Annotated in this window: 22 protein-coding genes; 11 read left to right on the plus strand and 11 right to left on the minus strand. The window is 59.1% G+C overall.

Features of this window, described 5'->3' with window-relative positions:
• The first annotated feature begins 309 nt into the window (after positions 1–309).
• Positions 310–858 carry an HdeD family acid-resistance protein gene (locus tag F4V60_RS03740; protein ID WP_075731030.1) on the plus strand — a complete coding sequence of 183 codons (549 nt, stop codon included), beginning with the start codon at positions 310–312 and terminating at the stop codon, positions 856–858.
• A 13-nt stretch (positions 859–871) separates the two neighbouring features.
• Here the strand turns inward: F4V60_RS03740 and F4V60_RS03745 are convergent, their stop codons facing one another.
• The 5 genes from F4V60_RS03745 to F4V60_RS03765 all read right to left on the minus strand — a co-directional run bounded on the left by F4V60_RS03745 (position 872) and on the right by F4V60_RS03765 (position 7,366).
• A complete protein-coding gene (locus tag F4V60_RS03745) occupies positions 872–1,741 on the minus strand; it encodes an SDR family oxidoreductase (RefSeq protein ID WP_075729398.1) in 870 nt (289 codons plus the stop codon).
• Positions 1,742–1,875: 134 nt separating this feature from the next.
• A complete protein-coding gene (locus F4V60_RS03750) occupies positions 1,876–2,991 on the minus strand; it encodes an aminotransferase class I/II-fold pyridoxal phosphate-dependent enzyme (RefSeq protein ID WP_075729399.1) in 1,116 nt (371 codons plus the stop codon).
• A complete protein-coding gene (locus F4V60_RS03755; RefSeq protein WP_075729400.1) occupies positions 2,991–3,629 on the minus strand; it encodes a DUF3239 domain-containing protein in 639 nt (212 codons plus the stop codon). The genes F4V60_RS03750 and F4V60_RS03755 overlap by 1 nt, the downstream gene beginning before the upstream one ends.
• A gap of 4 nt (positions 3,630–3,633) precedes the next feature.
• On the minus strand, positions 3,634–5,265 hold the full coding sequence (locus tag F4V60_RS03760; protein ID WP_075729401.1) for a DNA repair helicase XPB: 1,632 nt from the start codon (positions 5,263–5,265) through the stop codon (positions 3,634–3,636).
• Between the two features lie 28 nt (positions 5,266–5,293).
• Positions 5,294–7,366 (minus strand): helicase-associated domain-containing protein, encoded by a 2,073-nt coding sequence (locus F4V60_RS03765; protein WP_075729402.1) that lies wholly within the window; start codon positions 7,364–7,366, stop codon positions 5,294–5,296.
• 66 nt (positions 7,367–7,432) lie between these two features.
• Here F4V60_RS03765 and F4V60_RS03770 point away from each other — a divergent pair, with 66 nt between their 5' ends.
• The gene (locus F4V60_RS03770) at positions 7,433–7,618 is read left to right on the plus strand and encodes a hypothetical protein (RefSeq protein WP_075729403.1); all 186 of its coding nucleotides are present in this window, start codon (positions 7,433–7,435) and stop codon (positions 7,616–7,618) included.
• 186 nt (positions 7,619–7,804) lie between these two features.
• Here the strand turns inward: F4V60_RS03770 and F4V60_RS03775 are convergent, their stop codons facing one another.
• The gene (locus tag F4V60_RS03775; RefSeq protein ID WP_075729404.1) at positions 7,805–8,434 is read right to left on the minus strand and encodes a resuscitation-promoting factor Rpf1 domain-containing protein; all 630 of its coding nucleotides are present in this window, start codon (positions 8,432–8,434) and stop codon (positions 7,805–7,807) included.
• Positions 8,435–8,832: 398 nt separating this feature from the next.
• Here F4V60_RS03775 and F4V60_RS03780 point away from each other — a divergent pair, with 398 nt between their 5' ends.
• A complete protein-coding gene (locus F4V60_RS03780) occupies positions 8,833–9,216 on the plus strand; it encodes a cold-shock protein (protein ID WP_075729405.1) in 384 nt (127 codons plus the stop codon).
• Here the strand turns inward: F4V60_RS03780 and F4V60_RS03785 are convergent, their stop codons facing one another.
• Both F4V60_RS03785 and F4V60_RS03790 read right to left on the minus strand, forming a co-directional pair.
• Positions 9,217–9,816, minus strand: a complete 600-nt coding sequence (locus F4V60_RS03785; protein ID WP_075729406.1) for a DUF2771 domain-containing protein — start codon at positions 9,814–9,816, stop codon at positions 9,217–9,219.
• Positions 9,817–9,827: 11 nt separating this feature from the next.
• On the minus strand, positions 9,828–10,715 hold the full coding sequence (locus F4V60_RS03790; protein WP_084559128.1) for a glutaminyl-peptide cyclotransferase: 888 nt from the start codon (positions 10,713–10,715) through the stop codon (positions 9,828–9,830).
• A gap of 29 nt (positions 10,716–10,744) precedes the next feature.
• Between F4V60_RS03790 and F4V60_RS03795 the strand changes: the two genes are divergently transcribed.
• From F4V60_RS03795 to F4V60_RS03805, 3 genes are all read left to right on the plus strand, one after another.
• Positions 10,745–11,395 (plus strand): DUF3027 domain-containing protein, encoded by a 651-nt coding sequence (locus F4V60_RS03795; protein ID WP_075729408.1) that lies wholly within the window; start codon positions 10,745–10,747, stop codon positions 11,393–11,395.
• A 177-nt stretch (positions 11,396–11,572) separates the two neighbouring features.
• Positions 11,573–12,976, plus strand: a complete 1,404-nt coding sequence (locus F4V60_RS03800) for an NCS2 family permease (RefSeq protein WP_075729409.1) — start codon at positions 11,573–11,575, stop codon at positions 12,974–12,976.
• A gap of 18 nt (positions 12,977–12,994) precedes the next feature.
• On the plus strand, positions 12,995–13,816 hold the full coding sequence (locus F4V60_RS03805; RefSeq protein WP_075729410.1) for a TrmH family RNA methyltransferase: 822 nt from the start codon (positions 12,995–12,997) through the stop codon (positions 13,814–13,816).
• Here the strand turns inward: F4V60_RS03805 and F4V60_RS03810 are convergent.
• From F4V60_RS03810 to serC, 3 genes are all read right to left on the minus strand, one after another.
• Positions 13,768–14,610, minus strand: a complete 843-nt coding sequence (locus F4V60_RS03810) for a DUF6928 family protein (protein ID WP_075729411.1) — start codon at positions 14,608–14,610, stop codon at positions 13,768–13,770. The two genes, F4V60_RS03805 and F4V60_RS03810, sit on opposite strands and share 49 nt — an antisense overlap.
• 12 nt (positions 14,611–14,622) lie before the next feature.
• On the minus strand, positions 14,623–15,690 hold the full coding sequence (gene sepH, locus F4V60_RS03815) for a septation protein SepH (protein ID WP_075729412.1): 1,068 nt from the start codon (positions 15,688–15,690) through the stop codon (positions 14,623–14,625).
• 137 nt (positions 15,691–15,827) lie between these two features.
• On the minus strand, positions 15,828–16,958 hold the full coding sequence (gene serC, locus F4V60_RS03820) for a phosphoserine transaminase (RefSeq protein WP_075729413.1): 1,131 nt from the start codon (positions 16,956–16,958) through the stop codon (positions 15,828–15,830).
• 149 nt (positions 16,959–17,107) lie between these two features.
• On the opposite strand from serC, the gene F4V60_RS03825 reads away from it, so the two are divergent.
• The 5 genes from F4V60_RS03825 to F4V60_RS03845 all read left to right on the plus strand — a co-directional run bounded on the left by F4V60_RS03825 (position 17,108) and on the right by F4V60_RS03845 (position 22,316).
• Positions 17,108–18,400, plus strand: coding sequence for a citrate synthase (locus F4V60_RS03825; protein ID WP_075729414.1), 1,293 nt, complete (start codon positions 17,108–17,110; stop codon positions 18,398–18,400).
• A gap of 128 nt (positions 18,401–18,528) precedes the next feature.
• Positions 18,529–18,888 carry an FKBP-type peptidyl-prolyl cis-trans isomerase gene (locus tag F4V60_RS03830; protein ID WP_075729415.1) on the plus strand — a complete coding sequence of 120 codons (360 nt, stop codon included), beginning with the start codon at positions 18,529–18,531 and terminating at the stop codon, positions 18,886–18,888.
• A 170-nt stretch (positions 18,889–19,058) separates the two neighbouring features.
• Complete coding sequence (locus F4V60_RS03835) at positions 19,059–19,922, plus strand: aldo/keto reductase (RefSeq protein WP_075729416.1); 864 nt, start codon at positions 19,059–19,061, stop codon at positions 19,920–19,922.
• 393 nt (positions 19,923–20,315) lie between these two features.
• Positions 20,316–20,660 carry a DUF485 domain-containing protein gene (locus F4V60_RS03840; RefSeq protein ID WP_075729417.1) on the plus strand — a complete coding sequence of 115 codons (345 nt, stop codon included), beginning with the start codon at positions 20,316–20,318 and terminating at the stop codon, positions 20,658–20,660.
• A gap of 3 nt (positions 20,661–20,663) precedes the next feature.
• Complete coding sequence (locus F4V60_RS03845) at positions 20,664–22,316, plus strand: solute symporter family protein (protein WP_075729418.1); 1,653 nt, start codon at positions 20,664–20,666, stop codon at positions 22,314–22,316.
• The last annotated feature ends 80 nt before the right edge of the window (positions 22,317–22,396 follow it).

Consider the following 22,396-nt stretch of genomic DNA (forward strand, 5'->3'; position numbering starts at 1 on the left):
GCTCCACCAAAGCCTGGGATACCGAACCCCAGCCGAGGTGGAAACCGAATTTTGGAAGCAGAACTTGCCACAGGCAATAATGGAAATCAAGGCAAATGCCTAGGAACAAAACCCGGGGCACTTCAGTATCGAGAGTCATCGGTAGCGACCGCACACCACTTTCACTGCCCGAGTAAGGCTCTCATCAACACGGCCCAGCCAGACAGCTAGGTCGAGGCGCACGCCATGGATGAATTTGAGGTCGCGGGGTCGTAGCGGCTTAGGGGAGTATCCTGGGAGCTAGAAGTCCTATTGGGAATTGAGGCTCTCATGTTCAGTATTACGCAACGTGCTTGGAACGTACTTATCTTCACAGGTATTGCGGCCGCTGTTTTCGGAATTATCGCGCTGATATGGCCAGCCCAGACGGCGCTTACTCTTGTCCTTATCTGGGGTTGGTATGCCTTTATTGACGGCGTAATTGAGCTCGTTGCGGCATTCCGGCCTGAGGGGCGCGCCACGCGCGGGTTGTTAGTAGTCACGGGCATTGTCGGCGTGCTTGCTGGACTCGTGGCTATTTTCCGCCCCCTGGAGAGCGCAGTGGCGCTCGCCTGGGTACTGGGAATCTGGTTGCTGGCCCGTGGAGTGTCCTCGGCTATTTCAGCTTTTTCGGAGGCATCCGTTACTCCACGGTGGACGCTGGTGCTCGGTGCCGTGTGCTTCGTGGTCGCGGGCTTGATTTTCATCATGAACCCAGGTGCGGCAGCGTTGACGCTGAGCATGTGGTTGGGCGCTCTGGCCCTCGTGTGGGGAGTGTCGATACTTGTGGCAGGATTCGCACTACACCGCATGTCTGGGAAAGAGAAGGCAGCGGTGTAGACCTCGCGATCTTCTAGGCGTGAGCGCTTAAGCCCTCAACTAGCGGCGTGGTCGCACGACCGATCAGCCGCGAAAGCGTGCCATCACTAAAGGCGAGGTCACCCGCACGGATGGCCTCGCCTAGTGCTGTGCTGAACCCGATTAGAGCCTCGTCTACGCCGGCTTCGCCCAGCGCGCTGATCAACTCAGCGGTACTCACAGGGCGATACTCCACCTCGCGTCCGATGACTGTAGATATGGCGCTTGCCAGTTCTTTGTAGTCCCAAGGCTCGTCGCCGCCCAATTCAAGTGTGTGGCCGAGGAAACCTTCTCCCAATGCAATGGCTGCGAGGCCCGCCGCATAGTCAGCACGACTGGCACTGGCCACTTTACCTAGCCCAGCGTTGGCCAAGACTGTTCCGGTGGTGCGGGCGGTAGCTACATCGGGAAGATAGTTTTCGGTGTACCAGTTGTTACGGGCTATGACGAAGGGGACGGCGCTGGCCTTGAGCGCAGCCTCGGTTTCTTTGTGCTCCGGAGCCACGGGATTGCTCGTAGTATCCGCCTGCGTGACGCTGGTGTAGATCAACTTGGAAATACCTGCCTCCGCGGCGGCGTCGATGACGGTCTGGTGCTGCTTGATTCTTTTTCCAATTTCGGAACCAGAAACAAGGATGACGGTGCCAGCGCCTTCCATGGCTGAAGCCACGGTTGCGGGATCATCGTAGTCCATGCGGACTGTGTTGACTCCCAGCTGCGCCAAGGGCTGGAGATGCTCGGTGTTGCGGCCGGCAGCAATGATGCGTGCAGGCTCCAAGCCGCGTTCAATAAGCGCGTGTACTGTAAGCGAGCCGAGGTGGCCGCTGGCGCCGGTGACAAGGATGGTGGGTTGCTCGTTGCTCATGATGAGAGCCTCTCTGTAGGTCTAAGGCGGGGGAGGGAATGTTCCTCCCTTGCCTTTGCCACAAAGCGCAACACTTATGGTTTATTCCATATTATCCCCGCCCTGTTGAAACATGGCGGAGAGCAAATGCGCGTCTAGGAGTTCAGACGGCGTACGGCCTCACGAATGATTTCGGGACGCTTAGAGAAGGCGAAACGCACCTTTTGCTTCCACGGATCGGGATGATCTGTAAAGGCGGTCAGCGGAATGGCCGCCACGCCCTTTTCTGCAGGCAGGCGCTTACAAAACTCTCCTGCGTCTTCACCAACATCCGCGACGACATAATAGGTTCCCTTTGTATCGTGCACGCGGTAGCCGGCGCTTTCGAGGCCTGCCACGAGGATAGACCGGCACTCGGAGAGCTCTGCGACCATGCTCTCCACCCACGCGCCTTCTTCGCGCAGCGCATACGCCACCGCAGCCTGGAAAGGCGTGGCGCCGACGAAGGTGATGAACTGCTTGGCTTTCACCACGCCGTCGAGCAGCGCGGGGGTGGCAATGGCCCAGCCCGTTTTCCAGCCTGTCACGTTGAAGGTCTTGGCGGCTGAGGATACCTTAATCGTACGTTCAGCCATGCCAGGCAGGAGCCGGATTTCTCTATGCTGGGCATCCCCGAAAGTCAGGTGTTCGTAGACTTCGTCGGAAAGGACGAGGAGGTCTCGCTCAACGCACAGGCTGGCGAGGTCACGCATCCCCTGCTCACTAAAGATCGCGCCGGTGGGATTGTGCGGGGAGTTGATGATGATCATGGCCGTACGATCCGTGACGGCGGCGCGGATGGCCGGGACATCAATATCCCATGTATTGCCAACGGCTTTGAGAGGGACTGCGACGCGCTGGGCACCGGCGAGTGCGATGGCTGCGGCATAGGAGTCATAGTAGGGCTCTATGACTATGACTTCTTGGCCGGGTTCAACCAAGCCGAGAACGGAAGCGGCGATAGCCTCCGAGGCTCCTACCGTGACAAGCACGTTGTCCACAGGAACGTTGTTGTCGGCGCTGATGGCCTCGCGCAGGGCCATTACGCCCATTCCGGGAGCGTACTGGTTATGGCCGGTGGCGATCTGTTCCTGGGCGATCTCGAGCATGCGCTTCGGGCCGTCACTATCAGGAAAACCTTGACCGAGATTGACCGCGTGGTTGTCCAGAGCGAGTTGGGTCATGGTGGCGAAGATGGTCTCGCCGAACTCTTGCATCCTTTTGACGACCATTAGAGCACCAAGAGATCGTAGCGGGTGGCTTTGACGTCACTGAGGCGCTTGCGTGCGCGCTCGAGGCGTGCCCATTCGTCTTGGGGGATTGACTTGCGGGCAATGCTTACCGTCTCCGCATCAGGGGTTCCCCAGGCGATTGGCATCGGTGTGACCTGCTGCCAGTGCTGCGAATCCGAGCTGTTGCGGTGTCCAGAGACGGCCGCGACTGGAATCTTGGTTCCCACGGTGCGCTTGACCCCAGGAATACTCGTTACGGTGCGCAGGCACACTCCCCAGCGCGGCTCGATGGTGGGGTCGACGTTGGTATTAACCAAGGCCATCAGGACCATGTCACGCTCGTTGACCTCGGCGACAACGGCAGGGGCGAGCGGGTACTTGTCATAAAGATCTTGGGCGGTTCCCACCTTGCGCGAGGCCAAAACCCCGACGATGGCAACGAAAATACCGAAGAATAGAACCACGAGGCCGACGGTTATCCGCCACGCGGCATCCACGGTGAGATAGAGCGCCACCGCGCCGGCGATGAATAGCAGGCCCATGACAAGCCCGGAGTTGCGCAGGCGAGACGAGTCCCGCAGGAGTTCGTTGTTTTTATGTGCGAAGGTCTCATCGACCTGAAACTTGAAGATCTTCATTAGCTCATAAGTCTACTGCGTCGATGAGGCGATAGGAATATCCCTGCTCGGCGAGGAAGCGTTGCCGGTGAACTGCATAGGAGGCGTCGAGGGAATCGCGGGCCACCAGAGCGTAGAAGGCGGCTTCGCGGCCGTCGGCCTTAGGGCGCAGCAGGCGCCCGAGGCGTTGGGCCTCCTCCTGGCGGGATCCAAAGGTGCCAGAGACCTGAATGGCAAGGGCTGCCTCAGGGAGGTCGATAGAAAAATTTGCCACCTTGGAGACGACGAGAGTGGGCAATGCGCCACTGCGGAACTCGTCGAAGAGTTTCTGGCGGCGCTTCGTCGAGGTGCGACCATCGATGACCGGGGCGCCCAGATGCTCCCCGAGGGCGGAGAGTTGGTCAATATAGGCTCCAATAACAAGTGCCTGTTGACCGTGGTGGAGCTCCAAGAGCTTGTCGACGGCGTGCATCTTGCCCTGGGCAGTAGCGGCAACGCGGTAGCGATCTCGGGCGGTGGCCGTGGCATAGGCCATGCGCTCGTCGAAGTTCATGTCGACGCGCACTTCAACGCAGTCTGCGGTAGCGATGTATCCGGCGGCCTCGAGCTCTTTCCACGGGGCGTCGTAGCGCTTAGGGCCGATGAGGGAAAACACGTCTGATTCCATGCCGTCTTCGCGCACCAAGGTTGCGGTAAGGCCGAGGCGACGCCGCGATTGCAGGTCCGAGGTCATCCGGAAGACCGGGGCGGGAAGTAGGTGCACTTCGTCGTAGATGATAAGGCCCCAGTCCCGCGAATCGAATAATTCCAGCGCTCGGTACTCACCTTTGGTCTTGCGCGTGACCACCTGGTACGTAGCTATGGTGACCGGCTTTATCTCCTTCTTTTCCCCTGAGTACTCGCCGATCTCGTTGGCGGTCAGCGAGGTGCGTTTGAGCAGTTCCTCACGCCATTGGCGTCCGGCGACCGTGTTGGTGACGAGGATAAGCGTGGTGGCCTGGGCCCTGGCCATGGCTGCGGCTCCGACGAGGGTCTTTCCCGAGCCGCAAGGCAGGACGACCACTCCGGAGCCACCAGCCCAGAAGGAGTCTGCGGCATAAGACTGGTAATCACGCAGCGACCAGCCTTCCTCTTTCAGCGAGATGGGGTGGGATTCCCCGTCGACGTAGCCGGCGAGATCCTCGGCGGGCCAATTGGCCTTGAGGAGCTCCTGTTTGAGTCGCCCGCGTTCTGAAGGCGCAACCGCAAAGCTGTGCTCATCAATGCGGGCACCGAGCATGGCGCCAATCTTCTTGTGCCGAGAGAGCTCTTCGAGGATGGGGACCTCGGAGGATTCGAGGATGAGACCGTGGGCGGGGTGTGACTGGAGGCGGACTCTGCCGTAGCGCGACATGGTCTCAGCGACGTCGATAAGCAGGGACTGGGGCACGGGAAACCGGGAGAAGCTCTCTAAGACGTCGACAACCTGCTCGGCATCGTGGCCGGCGGCGCGGGCATTCCACAGCGCCAGCGGGGTAATCCGATAGGTGTGGATATGCTCCGGCGCGCGCTCAAGCTCGGCAAACGGGGCCAGCGCGGCTCGGGCCTGTGCCGCCTGGGGGTGGTCGATCTCGAGCAAAACGGTTTTATCGGATTGGACAATCAAGGGTCCAGACATGGACGTTCTCCTCGGAATACTTGTGGCTTTAGGTCAGCTTAACGGAGGTGATCCGGTGCAATGGGAAACGGATTGTGGCACCGTCTGCGCTCGTGCCATCGACCTGTCCACCGGCCACAGACAGAGGGGTGATCTCGCGCTTGCGCGGGTTGCCTGCCTTGTCCGCATAGGTGATGAGGACGGTCCTCCTCCCGCGCGCCGCTGCCTGCAAAATATCTAACTCTGCAGCCTCGGGTTGGGTGGGGGAGGGCTGGCTGGCACTAGCTCGCAGGGCCGCGATGGCGCGTTGCGGGTCGGCAGGATGCGGGCGTGGCTTCTTGGGTGCAGGTGTCGGTACGAGTGCCGGTTGGGCAGTGGCGTTAAGCGTAGCTCCCGTAGCGTCTTCCGCGGCGGGAGAGAGCCCGTGAGCGCGCAGCTTCTCCAGCAGTTCTCCCACGTGCAGGTCGGACACGGCCACCGTCGGGGCGAGGCGGCGTAGTTCACTCAAGCTGCGCACCGCCAACTCGAGCAAGGCCGGATCTTCGCTGCGCAGATAGCTCAGTGCTACCCCGGAACGCAGCGTGCCGTGACGTTTGGCCGAGTCTTCGACCAAGTAGGCCACCGACTGCGGGACATCGCCGCGCTCTTTCAGAAACGCGAGAATCTCTGGGGCAGATAAGCCACTATCCATAGCCCGGCGAATAGATTCCTCGCTCAGGCGGTAGACGCTGGCTAGACCAGGCGATTCGAGGTCTGCCATGCTCACAAGAGTGCGATGGGCGGATGGAACAAGAGGTCCTGGAACCAGGATCGTCATATCGGCTTGGATGAGGAAGTGATCCACCGGCTCGGGGGTCAATGCTGCGGCGGCAGCTGGTCCCTCGATGAGTACGCGGGTGGCCTGACCTTTGGCCACCGCGCCGATCCACTCCGCCTCGTGGACAAGGGCTTCGATAGTTGCGACGGCGGTATGGGAAGAGACCAAGGGTGCCGCAAAGCGGAGCTCCTCATGAAACTGTGCAGAGTCTAAAGGCACGCGCGCATGCAGAAATATCTGGAGAATCCTCTCCCGGAGTTGCGGCACAGAGGTAGATCGTGCGTCGGGGGATAGAGTGCGGCCGGGTGCCTGTGGGTTCCACGGGGAGTATATCCACGCCTCGAGTATGCGCCGCCATTGATCTGCCAGAGAGAGGTCAGCCCACTGCGCACCCTCCTCAGTAAGCGCTAGGAAGTTGCCCTCGTATCCGTGCGGCTCGCCGCGGCTGACTAGGCGCGCGGCGTGCGCAAGCTCACTCAAGCGTCTGACTTCTTCAGGCCTTAAGTCCAGCCTCTTGGCGAGTGCCTGCAAGGGGCGCACACCGACGGTTTTATCCTTGAGCAATTCGACGGGGCGAGGCCCTATTTCCTCCAGCACGCGGCTAATTCCGCGCACTACTTCGAGCCCTGCGGCAGCGCCTGCCTGATCGGCCTCTGCGGATCCTTCCATAGGCGCGTCTCCCATGCGGCCGGTGGGCTGCAAAGGAATCGCTTCAGGGTAGAGCCCATGTAGCGCGCGATGGATGGCCTGTGGCAGCCGGACGGTGGAAGAATCCACGCGCTGCAGCAGACCCTTGGCTATAAGGCGCGGAATGGGCCGCAGTGGGTCCGCGGCTGGATCTGCATCCCGGGAGGTGCCAAGGCCTCCGGAGGCGTCGAGAGTTCGCACAATGTGAGCTTCATCGGCGGGTAGATCAGCTATGGCCTGAGGATCCGCGGTTAGCTGATCGAGCAAAGACCAGCGGGTGGGCAAGGCCGGCATGAGCTCACGCGGGATCATTACTTCCCCGAAAACCAAACCGCGGGCCTTGAGCTCGCGGGTGACCTGTGGATTTGGATCAGCGACCTCTTCTAATTCCCCGCCGCGGCGCGCAATCTCCTCGAGCACAGCAAGTTGTTGGGCGTTGCAGTCAGCCAAGGCCCTGGCGAGGGAAGAACGCAGGGACAGGCGGGTGGCCAAGGAGGCAAAGCTGGGGGGAAGAGGAACGAGGGCGTCGGGGCGATTGCCCAAGAGCTTGGCGAGTTCCGAGTTAGTTCTTTGGGAGAGCCAGTCACGAAAACTGGGAGCAGATATGGATTGGGTCATTGTGACGTTTTAGTTTAGTGGGCGATTAAGTTACTTTTTCGCGCCGGGTTTGGAATAATGAGCACTATGTCGAATGAGAAGAAGGGCTTCGTCTCCCCGGCTTGGCCGAAAAACGAGCACCGTGAACACGCAATTACCGAGGTTTCTTCACCCTTTGCTGGTGCTCCCAGCCCTTATGGTGATGATCTGATTCTCCCCATGCCGGCGGAGAAACTCAACTACGTGCATCCCTACACTCGCATCAACAAGTAGCGCGCGTCGAAATTCCCGCTCCTCTCAGCAGGCCAAGGCCTGCTGAGAGGAGCCCTTTTTGGGTGTGTACCAAAGTAGAACAAAAGGCGGGGCGGGCAAGAACCAATGAAGTGGTCCTTGCCCGCCCCGCCTTTATTGCGCGTAGCTGCTATTCGGCGCAGCTACCATCTTGAGGCGTGAAACTTTTTAGAGGCTTCCGAGCAGCTGTGCAACGGGGTCAATGTAGTTGCGGTTTGCAGAGTAGAAGTCATTGAAGTTACCGCGGTTGGCGTTGTAGTGAGCGGTCAGCTCAGCAGGAACGGCGATGCCGTACTTGGCGGCGGTGTCAGTGACCAGCTTATAAACGGCGTCTACAGCGAGCTCATCCGGCTTGTTGGCAGCTGCCTGCTGCACGGCGGCAGGAGCGGCGGCGGGGACTGCTGCAGGCTGCGCAGCAGGGGCGGTGCGCTGGGCGGCACCGGAGTTTAGGCCTAGGCGGGAAGAGCAGGAAGGCCATGCGCCCCAGCCCTGGGAAGCGAGCACGCGCTCGGCGACGACGATCTGCTGTTCGCGGGATGCCTGGCTGGCAACGGGTGCGAACTCTCCTCCGCCGTGTCCGCTCCAGGTCTGTGCAGAGAACTGCAGGCCGCCGTGGTAGCCGTTACCGGTGTTGATGGCCCAGTTTCCGCCGGACTCGCACTGTGCGAGGCGGTCCCAATCGGAATCAGGTGCGGCGGAAGCGGTCGGCGCCATGATGGCGGCGGCTGCGCCGAGGGCTACGGTGCTGGCGGCAAACTTAGCGGCGATGGAGCGGTGCTTGGTGGAATGGCGTCCCATTAAATAAAATCCTCTTCTCTAGGTTTCTCGCGCCCACGTGAAAATCAGTCCGGCAAGTGGAGTGTGTGAAAATTTGGCTGTACATAGATGCGAGACGCCGTGGGAACCCCGGACTGTGTGGGGCAGGGTTCCTGAAGTGGACGTCTCAAGTACCTGAGGGAGAGAGTAGCCGTTTATAACGAAATAGTCACGTAATGGGCAAGGAATTGTGTCGAACGTGGAGTCGCTATCTACGTTTCCGCTGGTCGTGCCGAAAGTGTGAGTTACGCCACTAATGTGATGTGTGTTGTTGTTGTGATCGAGGGTGGTGTGTTATTGCCCGAAAATTGTCTATCGCGGTAGACTTAATCTCCTTGTTTACTTAAGAGCTAAACCGAGAAGAGAAAGTGGGTAGGCGCGTGCCAATCGGCAAAGTTAAGTGGTTTGACGCTGAAAAAGGTTTTGGATTCGCCAGCAATCCGGGCGATGAAGACGTCTATGTTGGCCGCTCCGTCCTACCCGAGGGCGTCGAAGAACTCGTGCCAGGTCAGCGCATCGAGTTTGATTTTGCGGCCGGGCGGCGCGGCCCCCAGGCTCTTCGCGTAAAAGTACTGGAAACGCCTCGCCGCAAGCACGCTCACGCGCGCAAGCCGGTAGAACTGGCCAGCATGCTCTCTGATGTGATGACTTTGCTGGAAACCCAGGTGCAGCCCGTCCTTAATAAAGGCCGCTACCCAGACCGCAAGACTGGGCGGCAGGTTGCGGAGATCCTGCGCGCCATTGCCAGGGACCTCGATAGCTAGCTAGTTTGAGGCCTCTTTGAGCTCCTCGTCCGTCATCGTGGACAGGGACCATACAGTTGTATAAGGGGTTTCCTCGCCGGCATCATTGGTGCCGATCATTAGAGAGGAAACCTCAACGACCATCAGCTTGGCCTTCTCGCCTTCGGCAGCACTGTTAGCATTGCCGTCGCTGCCGGCATCCCTCTCAGAGTCCTGGCCCATTGATACGGATCCGGGAATATCTGCGCTCTGGGCGTCATTCGGGCCGTGGATCTTTTCATCGTTGGCTGCGGGATTGTCATAGATGCTCAACACCCGCCACTCGTGGTCGGTGATGTCCTCGGGCAATTCAAGGTGCAGGGTGTCATCGGCTCCGACCGCCAGGTTCGGAACCTCGCCCTCGGGGCACTCGACGCCGGGCTCGCACACGAGGTAGGGCGCAACCTCCAGGGACTCTTCTCCCACGCTGGCCTTGATGGTGACCTCTGCGGGCTCGGGGCCCGGGCGTCCATTCCACCATTTTTGAAAGATGACGACGCCGACCACGATGATGACGACGGCGATGATGAGTGCCAAGACTTGCAGCAGCGTCTTTTTTCTTGCTTCCTTAGGGGTTGCCATGGCCTCAAACTTTACTCGAAGCTCACGCGATAAAGATCAGCCCACCGTTTCCCGGTGATCCAGAAGTCTTTGCTGCCGGGGATATGGGCGATACCGTTGAGGACATTGTCTTTAGAATCAGCCCCGGCATCGTCTAATGCTGAGGCGTCAATAACGCCGTTGACCTCGCCGGAAGCGGGATCGATGCGGAGGAGTTCAGTGCTCTTCCACACGTTGGCGTAGACGAGTCCGTCCACGCACTCGAGCTCGTTGATATTGCTAACGGGGCTACCCTCACGCGTGACGGTGCTGCGGGGGCCGCGCTCGGCAAAGCTCGTCGGATCCAGGTGACGAAGCTGCGCTGAGCCATCAGACATGATGAGCTCATCTGGCATCGCGCACAGACCCCACCCTTGGCCTGGATAGGAGATCTCCCCGGTCTTTTCGAGAGTATCCGCATCGTAGTGCATTGCGCGCTCGTTCTTCCAACTCAGCTGCCAGATGCGATCACCGGAGCGAGTGATTCCCTCGCCGAAGTAATCGGCGGGTAGATCCTCTTGCTGCAGCACCGTAGAATCCGCTGGGTCGAAGCGAAGCAGCCGGGACTTTCCATACTGCCCCGTGCCGATCAAAAGCTTGCCTTGCTCGTCAACCTCAAGGCCCTGCGTAAAGGAGTCCGCGAGCATGGGCACACGCTCGTGAACGACGACGTTGAGCTTTTCGACGTCGGATTGTGTCGCAGAACCTGTCGCAGAACCCGGCTCAGAATCTGCTGCATCGGAGGTGCAAGCTGTAATGCTCACCGCTACTAGAGGAACAAAGGCCATGGAAAGCGCTTTGTGCAGAGAATACGTTGGGGCAGGAGCACGGTGAGGCGTAGTCCCTGAGGAAGGCCGGCGTGCATGCGAAGAAGAACCCATGTGGGTAATTGTGCCTCACATGATGAATAATGAGGAACGTGACTAACCGGAAATCTAGCCCCTTGATTCAAGCGCACGCTATCGACATTGCCCGCGCGGCTTTGGAGGAAGTGGGCGAGGGCGGCGTCGGCAAGCACATCGGCGTTGCCGGAATGGGTGCGAATGTGGCAACCCACCGCTTCGCGGCCGACGTGCCCGGCTACCCCGGATGGGAGTGGCAGGCAGTGGTGGCCTGTGCTGCGGGCTCGCGCCACGTCACCGTTAACGAAGTGGCGCTGGTGCCAGGTGGAAGCGCCCTGCAAGCGCCGGATTGGGTGCCCTATAGCGAACGCCTGCGCCCCGGAGACCTAGGCCCGGGCGATCTCATGCCGCCCGCGCCTGATGACGAACGTTTGGATGAGGGAGAGCTTTCCCCAGCTGGCCTGGCCCAAGCGGAGAAGCGCTGGCGTGCAGAATACGGGCCTAATTCCGAGATGGCGGCGCAAGCCCCACTGCAATGTAAGACCTGTGCTTTCTATCTTCCCTTTCTGCCTAATTTTGGTGTGTGTGCCAATGAATACTCTGCAGATGGGCGCGCAGTACACGCCACCTATGGTTGCGGCGCCCACTCGGGAATCAAGCTCAAGGAAGATTTGCGGCCTTCCGGCTCCGCCTTTGACGATGAGAAGCCGATCTATTAGTTCTTCAAAGGTGCCGAAGGCACTCGGAGGAGTGCAAAAGAACGCGGAACAATAAAGCATGCCGCGAATGTTGTCGGTTGTGTGTTCTCTGCCTCATTGATTTTGTGTTCAAGGTCCCAACAGGCCAGACTGAATCTGTAAAAATTCCTCCTGGCACTAGGTAAAGGGGCTGCATCGATGAGCGATGTACTAGATAAATATTTCAAAATCTCCGAGCGAGGTTCTTCCGTAGGAACGGAGGTTCGCGCCGGCGTCGTCTCATTCTTCGCAATGGCCTACATCATCCTCCTCAACCCCCTCATCCTGGGCACCTCCCCGGATTCCAACGGGCATACCTTGGGAATCCCCCAGGTCGCCGCAGCCACCGCACTGGTAGCAGGCGTGATGACCATCGCTTTCGGCGTCATTGCCAAGTATCCCTTCGCCATGGCGGCGGGGCTGGGTATGAACTCCTTCGTCGCCGTCACCATGGTCGCCACCAAGGGCTTGAGCTGGCAGGAGGCCATGGGCCTCGTCGTCATCGAGGGCATCATCATCGTCCTTCTGGCCGTGTCCGGATTCCGTACCGCGGTATTTGAGGCTATTCCGCGTTCGATGAAAGCGGCCATGGGCGTCGGTATTGGCATGTTCATTGCCATCATCGGCTTCGTGGACGGCGGATTTGTCACCCGCGTGCCGGATGCCGCACAGACCACCGTTCCGGTTGGGCTGGGCATCAACGGTTCCATCGCCACGTGGCCCGCATTCGTCTTCGTCATCGGCCTTATCATCTGTGCCTTCTGCGTCATCCGGAAGATCCCCGGCGGACTCTTTATAGGAATCGTCTCCACCACTATCATCGCCATCATCATCCAAAAGGTCACCGGGTCTGAGGACTGGGGCATGGCCACCCCAGGTGCGCCGACCTCGTTGGGTGGGCTGCCTGACCTGTCCATCGTGGGCGATATCAGCATCTTCGGCGCGTTTACCCGCTTGGGCGTCATCGCCACCGTTTTGCTCGTCTTTACGCTCTTGCTGACCAACTTCTTTGACGCCATGGGCACCATGACCGGTTTGGGCAAGCAGGCCAACCTCGTTGATGAAGATGGCGTACTGCCGGACATGAAGAAGGCACTGGTTGTTGAGGGCGTCGGTGCAGTAGCCGGCGGTTTGGGTTCCTCCTCCTCGAATACCGTATTTGCTGATTCTTCCGCTGGTATCGGTGACGGCGCGCGCACCGGTCTGGCCAACATCATCACCGGTGTGCTTTTCCTCCTGGCGATGTTCCTCACCCCGCTTTACGAGATCGTTCCCATCGAGGCCGCCGCCCCTGTACTGGTCATCGTGGGTGTCATGATGGCCAGCCAGATCACGGAGATCAGCTGGACCAAGATGGAAATCGCCATCCCTGCCTTCCTCACCATCGTGGTCATGCCCTTTACCTACTCCATTGCTAACGGCATCGGTGTCGGTTTCATCTCCTTCGCGCTCATGGCTACCTTCGCAGGAAAGGCCAAGCAGGTGCACTGGATCATGTGGCTGGTGGCAGCCTTGTTCGTGGTCTACTTCGCCATGACGCCCATTTCGAGCTTGTTTGGCTAAGGCGGTACTCTCAGGTGCATGCGCACCTCAATTGCTGATCCTCGTGACCCTCGCCTCGACGATGTCAGGGACTTGAATAAGTCCGACAAGTCGGGCGAGGGTCTCGTCATTGCGGAGGGGCCTTTGGTGGTCTCCCGTCTAGCCCAGTCTCGTTTCTCCTTGCGCTGCGTCGTCGGCTTTGGCCCCAAGCTCGATTCCTACGTGGAGCAGTACGGAGACCCCGGCTGCCCGCTCTATGAGGTGGAGCGGGAAGTACTGGCCCAGGTGGCGGGATTCGACATGCACCGCGGCCTCGTTGCCGCCGCTGACCGCGCCCCCGAGCCCGAGCTTTCCAGCGTTCTGGAGGAAGCGACAACCCTCGTCGTCCTCGAAGGCGTGGGAGATCATGAAAATATCGGCGCTATCTTCCGCAACGCCGCGGGAATGGACGTTGACGCAGTCCTACTCGGCTCGGGGGCCGCTGATCCTCTCTACCGCCGTTCGGTCCGTGTATCGATGGGGCACGCGCTGCGGCTGCCCTTCGCCCATTTAGAGGGCGGGCACACCACGTGGCAACGCTCTCTTGAAAGACTGCGCAGCGCAGGATTCCGCCTAGTGTCTTTGACTCCGGACGAGTCTGCTGTGCACCTGGCTGAGGCTATGCGCGGCGCCGACAAGGTGGCATTGCTCGTGGGGGCGGAGGGGCCGGGACTGACGGAACATGCCATGCGCGCCACCGACGTACGCGCCCGCATCCCCATGGCCGCGGGCACCGATTCCCTCAATGTGGCCACCTCGGCGGCCATTGCCTTCTATGAGCGCCAGCGCTCGCGGACGGCCTTCGCTGCGCGCGAGATGTAGCTAGAAGCACGGGAAGCAAGCCGCTTTCCGCTCTCCCAGAGCTCCTGACTCGTTGAACCAGGCTCGGTGTCATCGGCGAAGTTATTCTCATAATCGTCATAATCGCTCAAGCCGAGCTTTCCGGCGGAATCGCTCGCGAGTTCACTCAGGGAGCGCCGTGATTGGCGCGCCCGCGCGATCTTCGGCTCCGGCCTGCCATCTACCGCATAGCCCACGACATCTAAGTCGGGGCCGTCGCTGCCGATCTCAATTCCAAGCCAATAAGACTGTGCCTCCTGCATGAGTCCACGCGGCTCAAACGGCAGGGAGATTCCTCCCAGTGCAGGGTACTTTTCCCCCGCCCAATAGGCAGCCTCAAAGGGCTCCGGCAGCCCGTGGTCCTCGAGGAGCTCGAAGCGGGTGCCGCACAGGGAACGCTTGAGTTCTTGCTGTTCCCAATGTGCGAATCCGGCGTAGCCCTCATCTCCGCCTTCACTGAAGGCATAAATATTGCGGGCTGGCACTGCCTCCAAGAGGTTGGTGGGTAGCTTGGACAACCGCAGTGACTCGCCCTCGATGACTGTCTGCACGACCGCGATCCCGGGATAGCCGCCAATGTAGTACTCGTGCGGGTCTGCCGTAGCCGAGCGATTCAAGGGAAATTGACCGATAGCGGTTACCGGCAAGCGCGGATTGAGCTGAGCCAAAAACTTCCGGCCAAAGCCGCGGTCTGCCTTGGGCTGGGAAGCCAGAACCTTGGCTGGATCTGGGCAGTTGACGTACCAGACGGTGAGGACTGCTCGAGAGATTTCCACGGCAGATTCCTTTTAGTCGCGCGGACGCTTGGTATTAGAACGCACACCAAGGAGGACGTCCTCCCAATGGGGCGTCACTGCCTTGCGACGGCGCTTGCTTGGCTTGCGCTCCGCGGGTGGATTCTGCAGGAAATTATCCTTTTCTTCTCCGGCAGAGCCGTCTGCCTGCGCGGGCTCTTGGGAGGAGGCAGATTCATTGGCAGAGGCTTTCTCTTCCCCGGAATCTGCGGAATCCTCTGCCCCCTCGGGGCGGGGTGCTGTGGGGGTGGTGAAATCTGCAATGTCCGTCACCGAGCTGGGGCCTTGTCCGTCGAAGGCTTCTTCGTAGCGTTCTCCTCTTCCGATGGAGGTCAGAGAACGTACAGGTTGCACGAAGTCAGGGTCCGTGAGATCGGCTGCAACTGAGTTGCGAGCTTCCACTGTGGCCGGCGTGGACATGGACTGCCGGAAAGTCCACTCCGCCTCGTTCTGGGAAAGGCCGGCCTTCCAGGTGATACGCACGATCCACGGCTCGCCCTGGTGGCGGTAGGCATCCCAGGTTGATTCGGAGAGCGAATGCCCGCGCGCTGCGAAGGAGGTGGCGAGTATTTCCCACAAGGTGAGCTTCGCCGGTCCATCCTCGCGCACTGGGTGTGCCTGCTTGGCGACGTCGGCCACGCGCTCGCGCTCCAACATCACTGGGTAGGCAAAAGGCTCAATGCGTGATTCCGGTACACCCAACTCAGCGGCAAGATCGGCTGCAGACGCGCCAGCGCGGATGCGATTCTGAATCTCTGCAGGACGCAACGGGATGGGCTCGGTCGCGGCTCGCTGCTGCGTGGGCAGGGAGTGAGGCTGGGTTATCGCCGTGGTAGCCGCCTGGCGCCGCTGGCTGGCGGGGGCAGCAACGCCCGCGCCTTCCGATGGTTGTTGCTGCGGTTGCGCCGCAGCAGAATCAGCAGCAGCAATAACGTCAGCGGTGGGGGAGAGCAGCTCGCGGAGCTCTTCGGTGACAGCGAGGAAGAACTCTTCGCCACCTTCAGTGCGCAGCACCAAGGAAGATTCGGTTGAGTCGCTGCTGACGAGGAATAGCTCGCGCATAAATGGCGCTCCTTCGGCACGGTAGATCGACAGGTATCCAGGCCGACGCCCGTGGGCGGCAGCTGTGATTGGTTCCACTCTAACGCAGAAAGGCCCCCCGATCCGCTAAGGACCGGGGGGCATGTTGTCGCTATGGACTAGCGACGATCAAGGATGTAGTCGATGGCCTGGGTGAGCTTTTCGACGTCAGCCGCATCAATGGCCGGGAACATACCAACGCGCAGCTGGTTGCGTCCGAGCTTGCGATAAGGCTCCACATCGAGGATCCCGTTAGCGCGCAGAGTCTTGGCCAGCGCAGCTGCGTCGACGTCATCGGCGAAGTCAATGGTGCCGACGACGAGGGAGCGTGCCTGCGGTTCCGCTACGAAAGGAGTTGCCTCCGCGCGCTTTTCCGCCCAAGAGTAGAGGATCGAGGAGTTCTTTGTGGTGCGCTCGACCATTCCATCGAGGCCGCCGTTCTCATTCATCCACGCGATCTGGCTCTCGAGCATGATGAGAGTGGCCACGGCCGGGGTGTTATAGGTCTGATTCTTCCGGGAGTTATCTACAGCCGTCTGCAGATTGAGGAAGGCCGGGATGAAGCGCTCGGAGGAATTGATCTTCTCGATACGCTCGAGGGCCGCCGGAGAGGCTGCGGCCAGCCACAGCCCGCCGTCAGAAGCGAAGCACTTCTGCGGAGAGAAGTAGTAGACGTCCGCATCGGCGATGTTTACGGGCAATCCGCCGGCGCCGGAGGTTGCGTCAATGAGCACGAGCTGCTCTTTGTTCTTGGGGTTGGGGCGGACGACGGGCACCATGGCGCCCGTGGAGGTCTCGTTGTGAGCCCAAGCGATGACGTCTGCACCCTCGGAGTCAGCTGCGAGAGGATCCGGGGAAGTGCCGACGGGGGACTCGTTGATGGTGGGGGCGTCTAGCCACGGAGCGAGCGAGCTGGCCTTGGCGAATTTTGCGGAAAACTCGCCGTAGGTCAGGTGCGCGGACTTACGCTGAATGAGGCCATAGGTAGCGGCATCCCAGAATGCCGTTGCGCCACCCAAAGACATGATGATCTCATAGCCTTCCGGAAGGGAGAAGAGATCCGAGAGGCCCTCCCGAATAGATCCGACCACGTTCTTGACGGCGGGCTGGCGGTGGGACGTGCCGATGATGGTATTCGCGCCCTTGTTAATTGCCTCAATTTGGGCGGGGCGAACTTTGGAGGGGCCACACCCGAAGCGCCCGTCGACGGGGAGTAGATCTGCTGGCAGGGAGATTTCTGGAGAAGTCATGCGGATAGTTTAACGATTTTTCGAGGGCAGGGAAGAAAAATATTGAACTACTCGCTGTTGGCAGTGTCACAAAGTTTGATACTGTGTGAGGAGATTAAGTCAACCATGCCGGTATGATCCCGGCGTTATTGTTGAGAAAGGATCAACAAGTGGCATCTGAAGACGACAAGGTCGTACTCCACTATCCTGGCGGAGAGTACGAGATGGGTATCAAGCAGTCCACCGAAGGTGACTCCGGCTTTGATATTGGCAATCTTCGCAACGCAACAGGCCTGGTTACTTTCGATCCCGGATATACCGCAACGGGCTCTACGGAATCGAAGATCACCTTCATCAATGGCGAAGAGGGGATTCTGCGCCACCGTGGATATGACATTGCGGATCTGGCGGAACATGCCAGCTTCAATGAAGTCTCCTACCTCCTGATTAAGGGCCACCTGCCTAATCTGGATGAGCTGCACGCTTTCAACAACGATATCCGCCACCACACCTTGTTGGATGAGGACTTCAAGGCGCAGTTCTCTATCTTCCCGCGTGATGCTCACCCCATGGCGGTGCTGGCATCTTCGGTTAATATTCTCTCGACTTACTACCAGGATCAGCTCGATCCCCTGGATGAGGAGCAGCTCGACAAGGCAACCGTTCGCCTTCTAGCCAAGGTCCCCATGCTGGCTGCTTACGCCTATCGTGCATCCCAGGGCAAGCCCTATATGTACCCGGATAACAACCTCAATGCCCGGGAGAACTTCCTGCGCATGATGTTTGGTTACCCAACCGAAGAGTATGACGTCGACCCCGTGGTTGCTAAGGCTCTTGATAAGCTGCTCATCCTGCACGCGGACCACGAGCAAAACTGCTCTACCTCCACCGTGCGTATGATTGGTTCCGCGCAGGCCAACATGTTCGTCTCCATCGCCGGAGGCATCAACGCTCTGTCCGGCCCGCTGCACGGCGGCGCTAACCAGGCGGTGCTGGAGATGTTGGAGGATATCCAGGCCAACAACAACGGTGACGCCACTGACTTCATGAACCGCGTGAAGAACAAGGAAAAGGGTGTCCGTCTCATGGGCTTCGGGCACCGCGTCTACAAGAACTACGATCCGCGCGCAGCCATCGTGAAGGAAACCGCACACGAGATCCTGGAGCACCTCGGTGGCGATCCCATGCTGGATCTGGCCCTGCAGCTCGAGGAAATTGCCTTGAACGATGACTACTTTGTCTCGCGCAAGCTTTACCCGAACGTGGACTTCTACACCGGCCTCATCTACCGTGCTATGGGCTTCCCCACGGACTTCTTCACGGTTCTCTTTGCCATCGGCCGTCTTCCAGGCTGGATTGCGCAGTACCGCGAGCAGCTCGAGCTCAACACCAAGATCAACCGCCCGCGTCAGATCTACACCGGTGAGGTTTTCCGCAAGGTAAACCCACGCAGCGAGCGTTAGTTCTCCAGCTGAGGCAGCACTGATACCGCCGAATCGATGCTTAACCCCTATAATGAGGAAAGCTCGGTTCGGCTCTTGTCGTTCGAACCTTAAGAAAACCTCCATAGTTCCCAAGGAGAATTATCCCCATGGAAAAGCCTGTTATTGAAGCTCAGACCGGTCCCGCCCCGACTGACCTCGTCATCGAGGACATCGTTGTTGGTGACGGTGCCGAGGCGCAACCGAGCGGTGTCGTTGAAGTGCACTACGTCGGGGCGGACTACGAAACCAACCAAGAGTTTGATTCTTCTTGGGATCGTGGACAATCCATCGAGTTCCCATTGACTGGCCTCATCGCCGGCTGGCAAGAAGGTATACCTGGAATGAAAGTGGGCGGACGCCGCCAGCTCATCATCCCTCCGGAAAAGGCCTATGGGCCTGTGGGCGGTGGGCATCCGCTCTCTGGCCGCACCCTCGTCTTCGTTATTGACTTGATCCGCGCAGAATAGCGTGTCTGCAGCCGGGCAGGCTGCAGTGTTCGACGCTGAACGGACCCTGACTTTTCACCCCATGTCGTCTTGGGGGGAGTCAGGGTTCTTTTGTGCTTCGCGCAGCAGAGTTCTTTTGCGGTAGGTCTCTTTTGTTGATCCCGCCCACAAGTGCGCGCGAAAAAGGCACAATGGGCTCTATGAACATTCCAAGCGTTAGTTTTAATGATGACCGGGAAATGCCCCAGCTCGGCCTGGGCACGTATAAAATGCAGGGCGAAGAGTGTAAAAGAGTAGTCCGGGAGGCAATTGAGCTCGGCTATCGCCACTTTGACACCGCGACCTTGTACGACAACGAGGAGGCCGTGGGCCAGGCTATCGCTGATGCCATTTCCGCTGGTGACGTCACTCGGGACGAGCTCTTTGTTACCACGAAGGTGTGGCACAGCCATCATGGAGCTGAGAAAACCCAGCAGTCTTTCCATGACTCCCTGTCCAAGTTGCAGCTTGATTATCTAGATCTCTACCTCATTCACTGGCCGTGGCCGCAGGGAGGGCTTTTCGTAGAAACCTTCGAGCAGATGGCTCGCATGCAGGGGATGGGGCAGATTGCCTCCATCGGGGTTGCTAACTTCTACGGGGAGGTGCTGAGCGAGCTCATTGATAAGACCGGCATCGTTCCGGTGCTCAACCAAGTGGAGCTACACCCCGGGTTTACTCAGCCCGCACTCCGGGAGTTCCACCAAAAGCACGGAATCGTGACTGAGGCGTGGTCCCCTCTGGCGCGAGGCATCGTTCTCAATAATCCGGATGTGAAAGCAATCGCTGCAGCGCATTCTGCCACACCTGGCCAGATCGTCATTGCCTACTTGCTGGGGAAAGGAATCTCCGTGATTCCTAAGTCGAGTCACAAGGCGCGGCTGGAGGAAAACCTCAAATCGGTGAAGATCAAGCTCAAGCGCAGTGATATCGAAGTGCTTGATTCCTTTGAAGGCAAGGAAGGCTTTGGCCGTATGTTCAAGGATCCGCGGGAGTTCCCGGGAGCGCAGGGGTAGAACTTGGCTTCAACTAAGTTCCCACAATGGAGGTGTTAGCACTTTTAAGGAAGTGCTAACACCTCCATTTTTTGCGCAAAGGCCGCATTGAGGAGGGAGAACCCGCGGTCTTGCCTTAGAGAACAGTGAGTGAATTGCCAAGGATTCATTGCAAAATTGCAATTTGCAAGATTGGCAAACGGCCTAATGGGGAGAATCGGGGGTGCTTCGCAGTTTGTTAAAAACGCACTACGTAACGTTTGTTGGGGGTAGTTAAGGCTTGTTAAGGGGCTTTTCTTGGCAGGATTCACGACGTTGCAAAATCTGCAAGGTAACTTACAATGCAATGCGAAACGTGGCCTAGGCCACTCAAACTAGTTTCGTGAAAGATTGAAAACTAGCAAGGAGAACACAATGTCTGAAGCAGTTGCCTCAGCTGATACTCGCCGTGAACCCACGGCAGAAGAGTTCATTGAGATGCGTGACAGTCAGGAGTTCGGTCGGCTTCGTAGCGCCTACCGAAGCTTTACGTTCCCTATGACTGTGGCGTTCTTTGTCTGGTACGTGGTTTACGTGCTGGCAGCAGTCTTCGCCCCAGACTTCATGGGAATCGACATCGGAGGCGGCTGGAACGTCGGCCTAGTATTTGGCCTGGCCCAGTTCGTCACCACATTCGCTATCACGTGGGTCTACGTGAGGTACGCGAACAAGAAGATCGAGCCGCTGGCGGCCGATATCCGTCAGAAGTTGGAGGGCTAAGAAATGACCACAGCATTTTTTGCGCAAGAGGCCGCCGAGATCTCGGCAGGTAACCCGATTCTCAACATCGCTGTCTTCGGCGCATTCCTAGTCGTGACCATGTACTTGGTACTGCGAGCCGGCAAGTCCACCAAGGAAGCCTCGGACTTCTACACCGGTGGAGGCACCTTCTCCGGGCGTCAAAACGGTCTGGCCATTTCGGGTGACTACCTCTCGGCAGCATCCTTCCTGGGCATCGTCGGCGCGGTTGCGCTGACCGGATACGATGGATTCCTCTACTCGGTAGGTTTCTTCGTTGCCTGGTTGGTCGCTTTGATGCTTGTGGCGGAGCCTCTGCGCAACGTAGGCCGCTTCACCATGGCTGATGTGTTGTCCTTCCGCCTTAAGCAGCGTCCGGTTCGCGTGGCCGCGGCCATTGCGACCATGTTCGTCTCGCTGTTCTACCTCATTGCACAGATGGCGGGCGCAGGCTCCCTCGTGGCCGTCTTGCTCAACATCCATGACTTATTCTGGCAGGCCGTAGTCGTCGGCGTGGTCGGCATCCTCATGATTGTCTACGTCCTCATCGGCGGCATGAAGGGCACCACCTACGTGCAGATGATTAAGGCAGTTCTGCTCGTGGCTGGCGTGCTTGCGATGAGCATCATGGTTTTTGTCTCCATCAAGGGCGGATTTAGCACCCTGTTCCAAGAGGCTATTAATAGCCACGCTGCCTCGCAGAACATTGTTAAGCAGGGCTACGAGGCCTCCCAGATTATGGAACCCGGTATGAAGTACGGTGCATCGGTGACCAGCAAGATTGACTTCATCTCGCTGGGCATGGCGCTCGTTCTCGGTACCGGCGGCCTGCCGCACGTACTGATGCGCTTCTACACCGTTCCGACCGCAACTGAGGCTCGTCGCTCTGTTACCTGGGCCATCGTCATCATCGGTGCCTTCTACCTCATGACCCTCATCCTGGGCTACGGCGCAGCAGCTTTGGTCGGCCCAGACCGTATTCTGGCAGCGCCTGGCGGCGCTAACTCCGCAGCTCCGCTGCTGGCTTTGGAACTTGGTGGCTCGGTGTTCATGGCGGTTATCTCCGCAGTCGCTTTCGCTACGGTTCTCGCCGTGGTCGCTGGCCTGGCCATCACGGCCTCCGCCTCCATTGCTCACGATGTCTATCACTCCGTTATTCGCAAGGGCCAGTCCACCGAGGCCGAGCAGGTCCGCGTCTCCCAGATCACCGTCGTGGTACTCGGAATCATCGCAATTGTCTTGGGCGTTCTGGCCATGACCCAGAACGTGGCCTTCCTGGTCTCCCTGGCCTTCGCCATCGCGGCATCGGCCAACCTTCCGACCATCTTGTACTCCCTTTACTGGCGCCGCTTCAACACCGCAGGTGCAGTGGCCTCGATGTACACCGGTCTGATTTCCTGTCTGCTCCTCATCTTCTTCTCCCCGGCAGTCTCCGGATCCCCGTCGTCGATGTTCCCCAACGCGGACTGGGCACTGTTCCCGCTCTCCTCGCCGGGCATCATCTCCATCCCACTGGCATTCTTCATGGGTTGGTTCGCCTCCATCATCACCAAGCCAGACAACCTTGAGGCGTTGTCTGCAGAGATGGAAGTCCGTTCCCTCACCGGCGTCGGTGTGGAAGCGCCGGTCGATCACTAGAATCAGCGCCGATATGGCCGCTGATGCGGCCAAATGCAAGCTAATCGAGGTCACTGTCTTAGCAACTGGGTACTATCTAC

Origin of the sequence: Corynebacterium flavescens, from assembly GCF_008693105.1 — a bacterium.
GTDB classification, from domain to species: Bacteria; Actinomycetota; Actinomycetes; order Mycobacteriales; family Mycobacteriaceae; genus Corynebacterium; species Corynebacterium flavescens.

What these genes read in the sequence shown, in the direction of transcription:
- F4V60_RS03740 (WP_075731030.1), top strand. Translation starts at nt 310, where the DNA reads ATGTTCAGTATTACGCAACGTGCTTGGAACGTACTTATCTTCACAGGT.
- F4V60_RS03745 (WP_075729398.1), bottom strand. Translation starts at nt 1,741, where the DNA reads ATGAGCAACGAGCAACCCACCATCCTTGTCACCGGCGCCAGCGGCCAC.
- F4V60_RS03750 (WP_075729399.1), bottom strand. Translation starts at nt 2,991, where the DNA reads ATGGTCGTCAAAAGGATGCAAGAGTTCGGCGAGACCATCTTCGCCACC.
- F4V60_RS03755 (WP_075729400.1), bottom strand. Translation starts at nt 3,629, where the DNA reads ATGAAGATCTTCAAGTTTCAGGTCGATGAGACCTTCGCACATAAAAAC.
- F4V60_RS03760 (WP_075729401.1), bottom strand. Translation starts at nt 5,265, where the DNA reads ATGTCTGGACCCTTGATTGTCCAATCCGATAAAACCGTTTTGCTCGAG.
- F4V60_RS03765 (WP_075729402.1), bottom strand. Translation starts at nt 7,366, where the DNA reads ATGACCCAATCCATATCTGCTCCCAGTTTTCGTGACTGGCTCTCCCAA.
- F4V60_RS03770 (WP_075729403.1), top strand. Translation starts at nt 7,433, where the DNA reads ATGTCGAATGAGAAGAAGGGCTTCGTCTCCCCGGCTTGGCCGAAAAAC.
- F4V60_RS03775 (WP_075729404.1), bottom strand. Translation starts at nt 8,434, where the DNA reads ATGGGACGCCATTCCACCAAGCACCGCTCCATCGCCGCTAAGTTTGCC.
- F4V60_RS03785 (WP_075729406.1), bottom strand. Translation starts at nt 9,816, where the DNA reads ATGGCAACCCCTAAGGAAGCAAGAAAAAAGACGCTGCTGCAAGTCTTG.
- F4V60_RS03790 (WP_084559128.1), bottom strand. Translation starts at nt 10,715, where the DNA reads ATGGGTTCTTCTTCGCATGCACGCCGGCCTTCCTCAGGGACTACGCCT.
- F4V60_RS03795 (WP_075729408.1), top strand. Translation starts at nt 10,745, where the DNA reads ATGAGGAACGTGACTAACCGGAAATCTAGCCCCTTGATTCAAGCGCAC.
- F4V60_RS03800 (WP_075729409.1), top strand. Translation starts at nt 11,573, where the DNA reads ATGAGCGATGTACTAGATAAATATTTCAAAATCTCCGAGCGAGGTTCT.
- F4V60_RS03805 (WP_075729410.1), top strand. Translation starts at nt 12,995, where the DNA reads ATGCGCACCTCAATTGCTGATCCTCGTGACCCTCGCCTCGACGATGTC.
- sepH (WP_075729412.1), bottom strand. Translation starts at nt 15,690, where the DNA reads ATGCGCGAGCTATTCCTCGTCAGCAGCGACTCAACCGAATCTTCCTTG.
- serC (WP_075729413.1), bottom strand. Translation starts at nt 16,958, where the DNA reads ATGACTTCTCCAGAAATCTCCCTGCCAGCAGATCTACTCCCCGTCGAC.
- F4V60_RS03830 (WP_075729415.1), top strand. Translation starts at nt 18,529, where the DNA reads ATGGAAAAGCCTGTTATTGAAGCTCAGACCGGTCCCGCCCCGACTGAC.
- F4V60_RS03835 (WP_075729416.1), top strand. Translation starts at nt 19,059, where the DNA reads ATGGGCTCTATGAACATTCCAAGCGTTAGTTTTAATGATGACCGGGAA.
- F4V60_RS03840 (WP_075729417.1), top strand. Translation starts at nt 20,316, where the DNA reads ATGTCTGAAGCAGTTGCCTCAGCTGATACTCGCCGTGAACCCACGGCA.
- F4V60_RS03845 (WP_075729418.1), top strand. Translation starts at nt 20,664, where the DNA reads ATGACCACAGCATTTTTTGCGCAAGAGGCCGCCGAGATCTCGGCAGGT.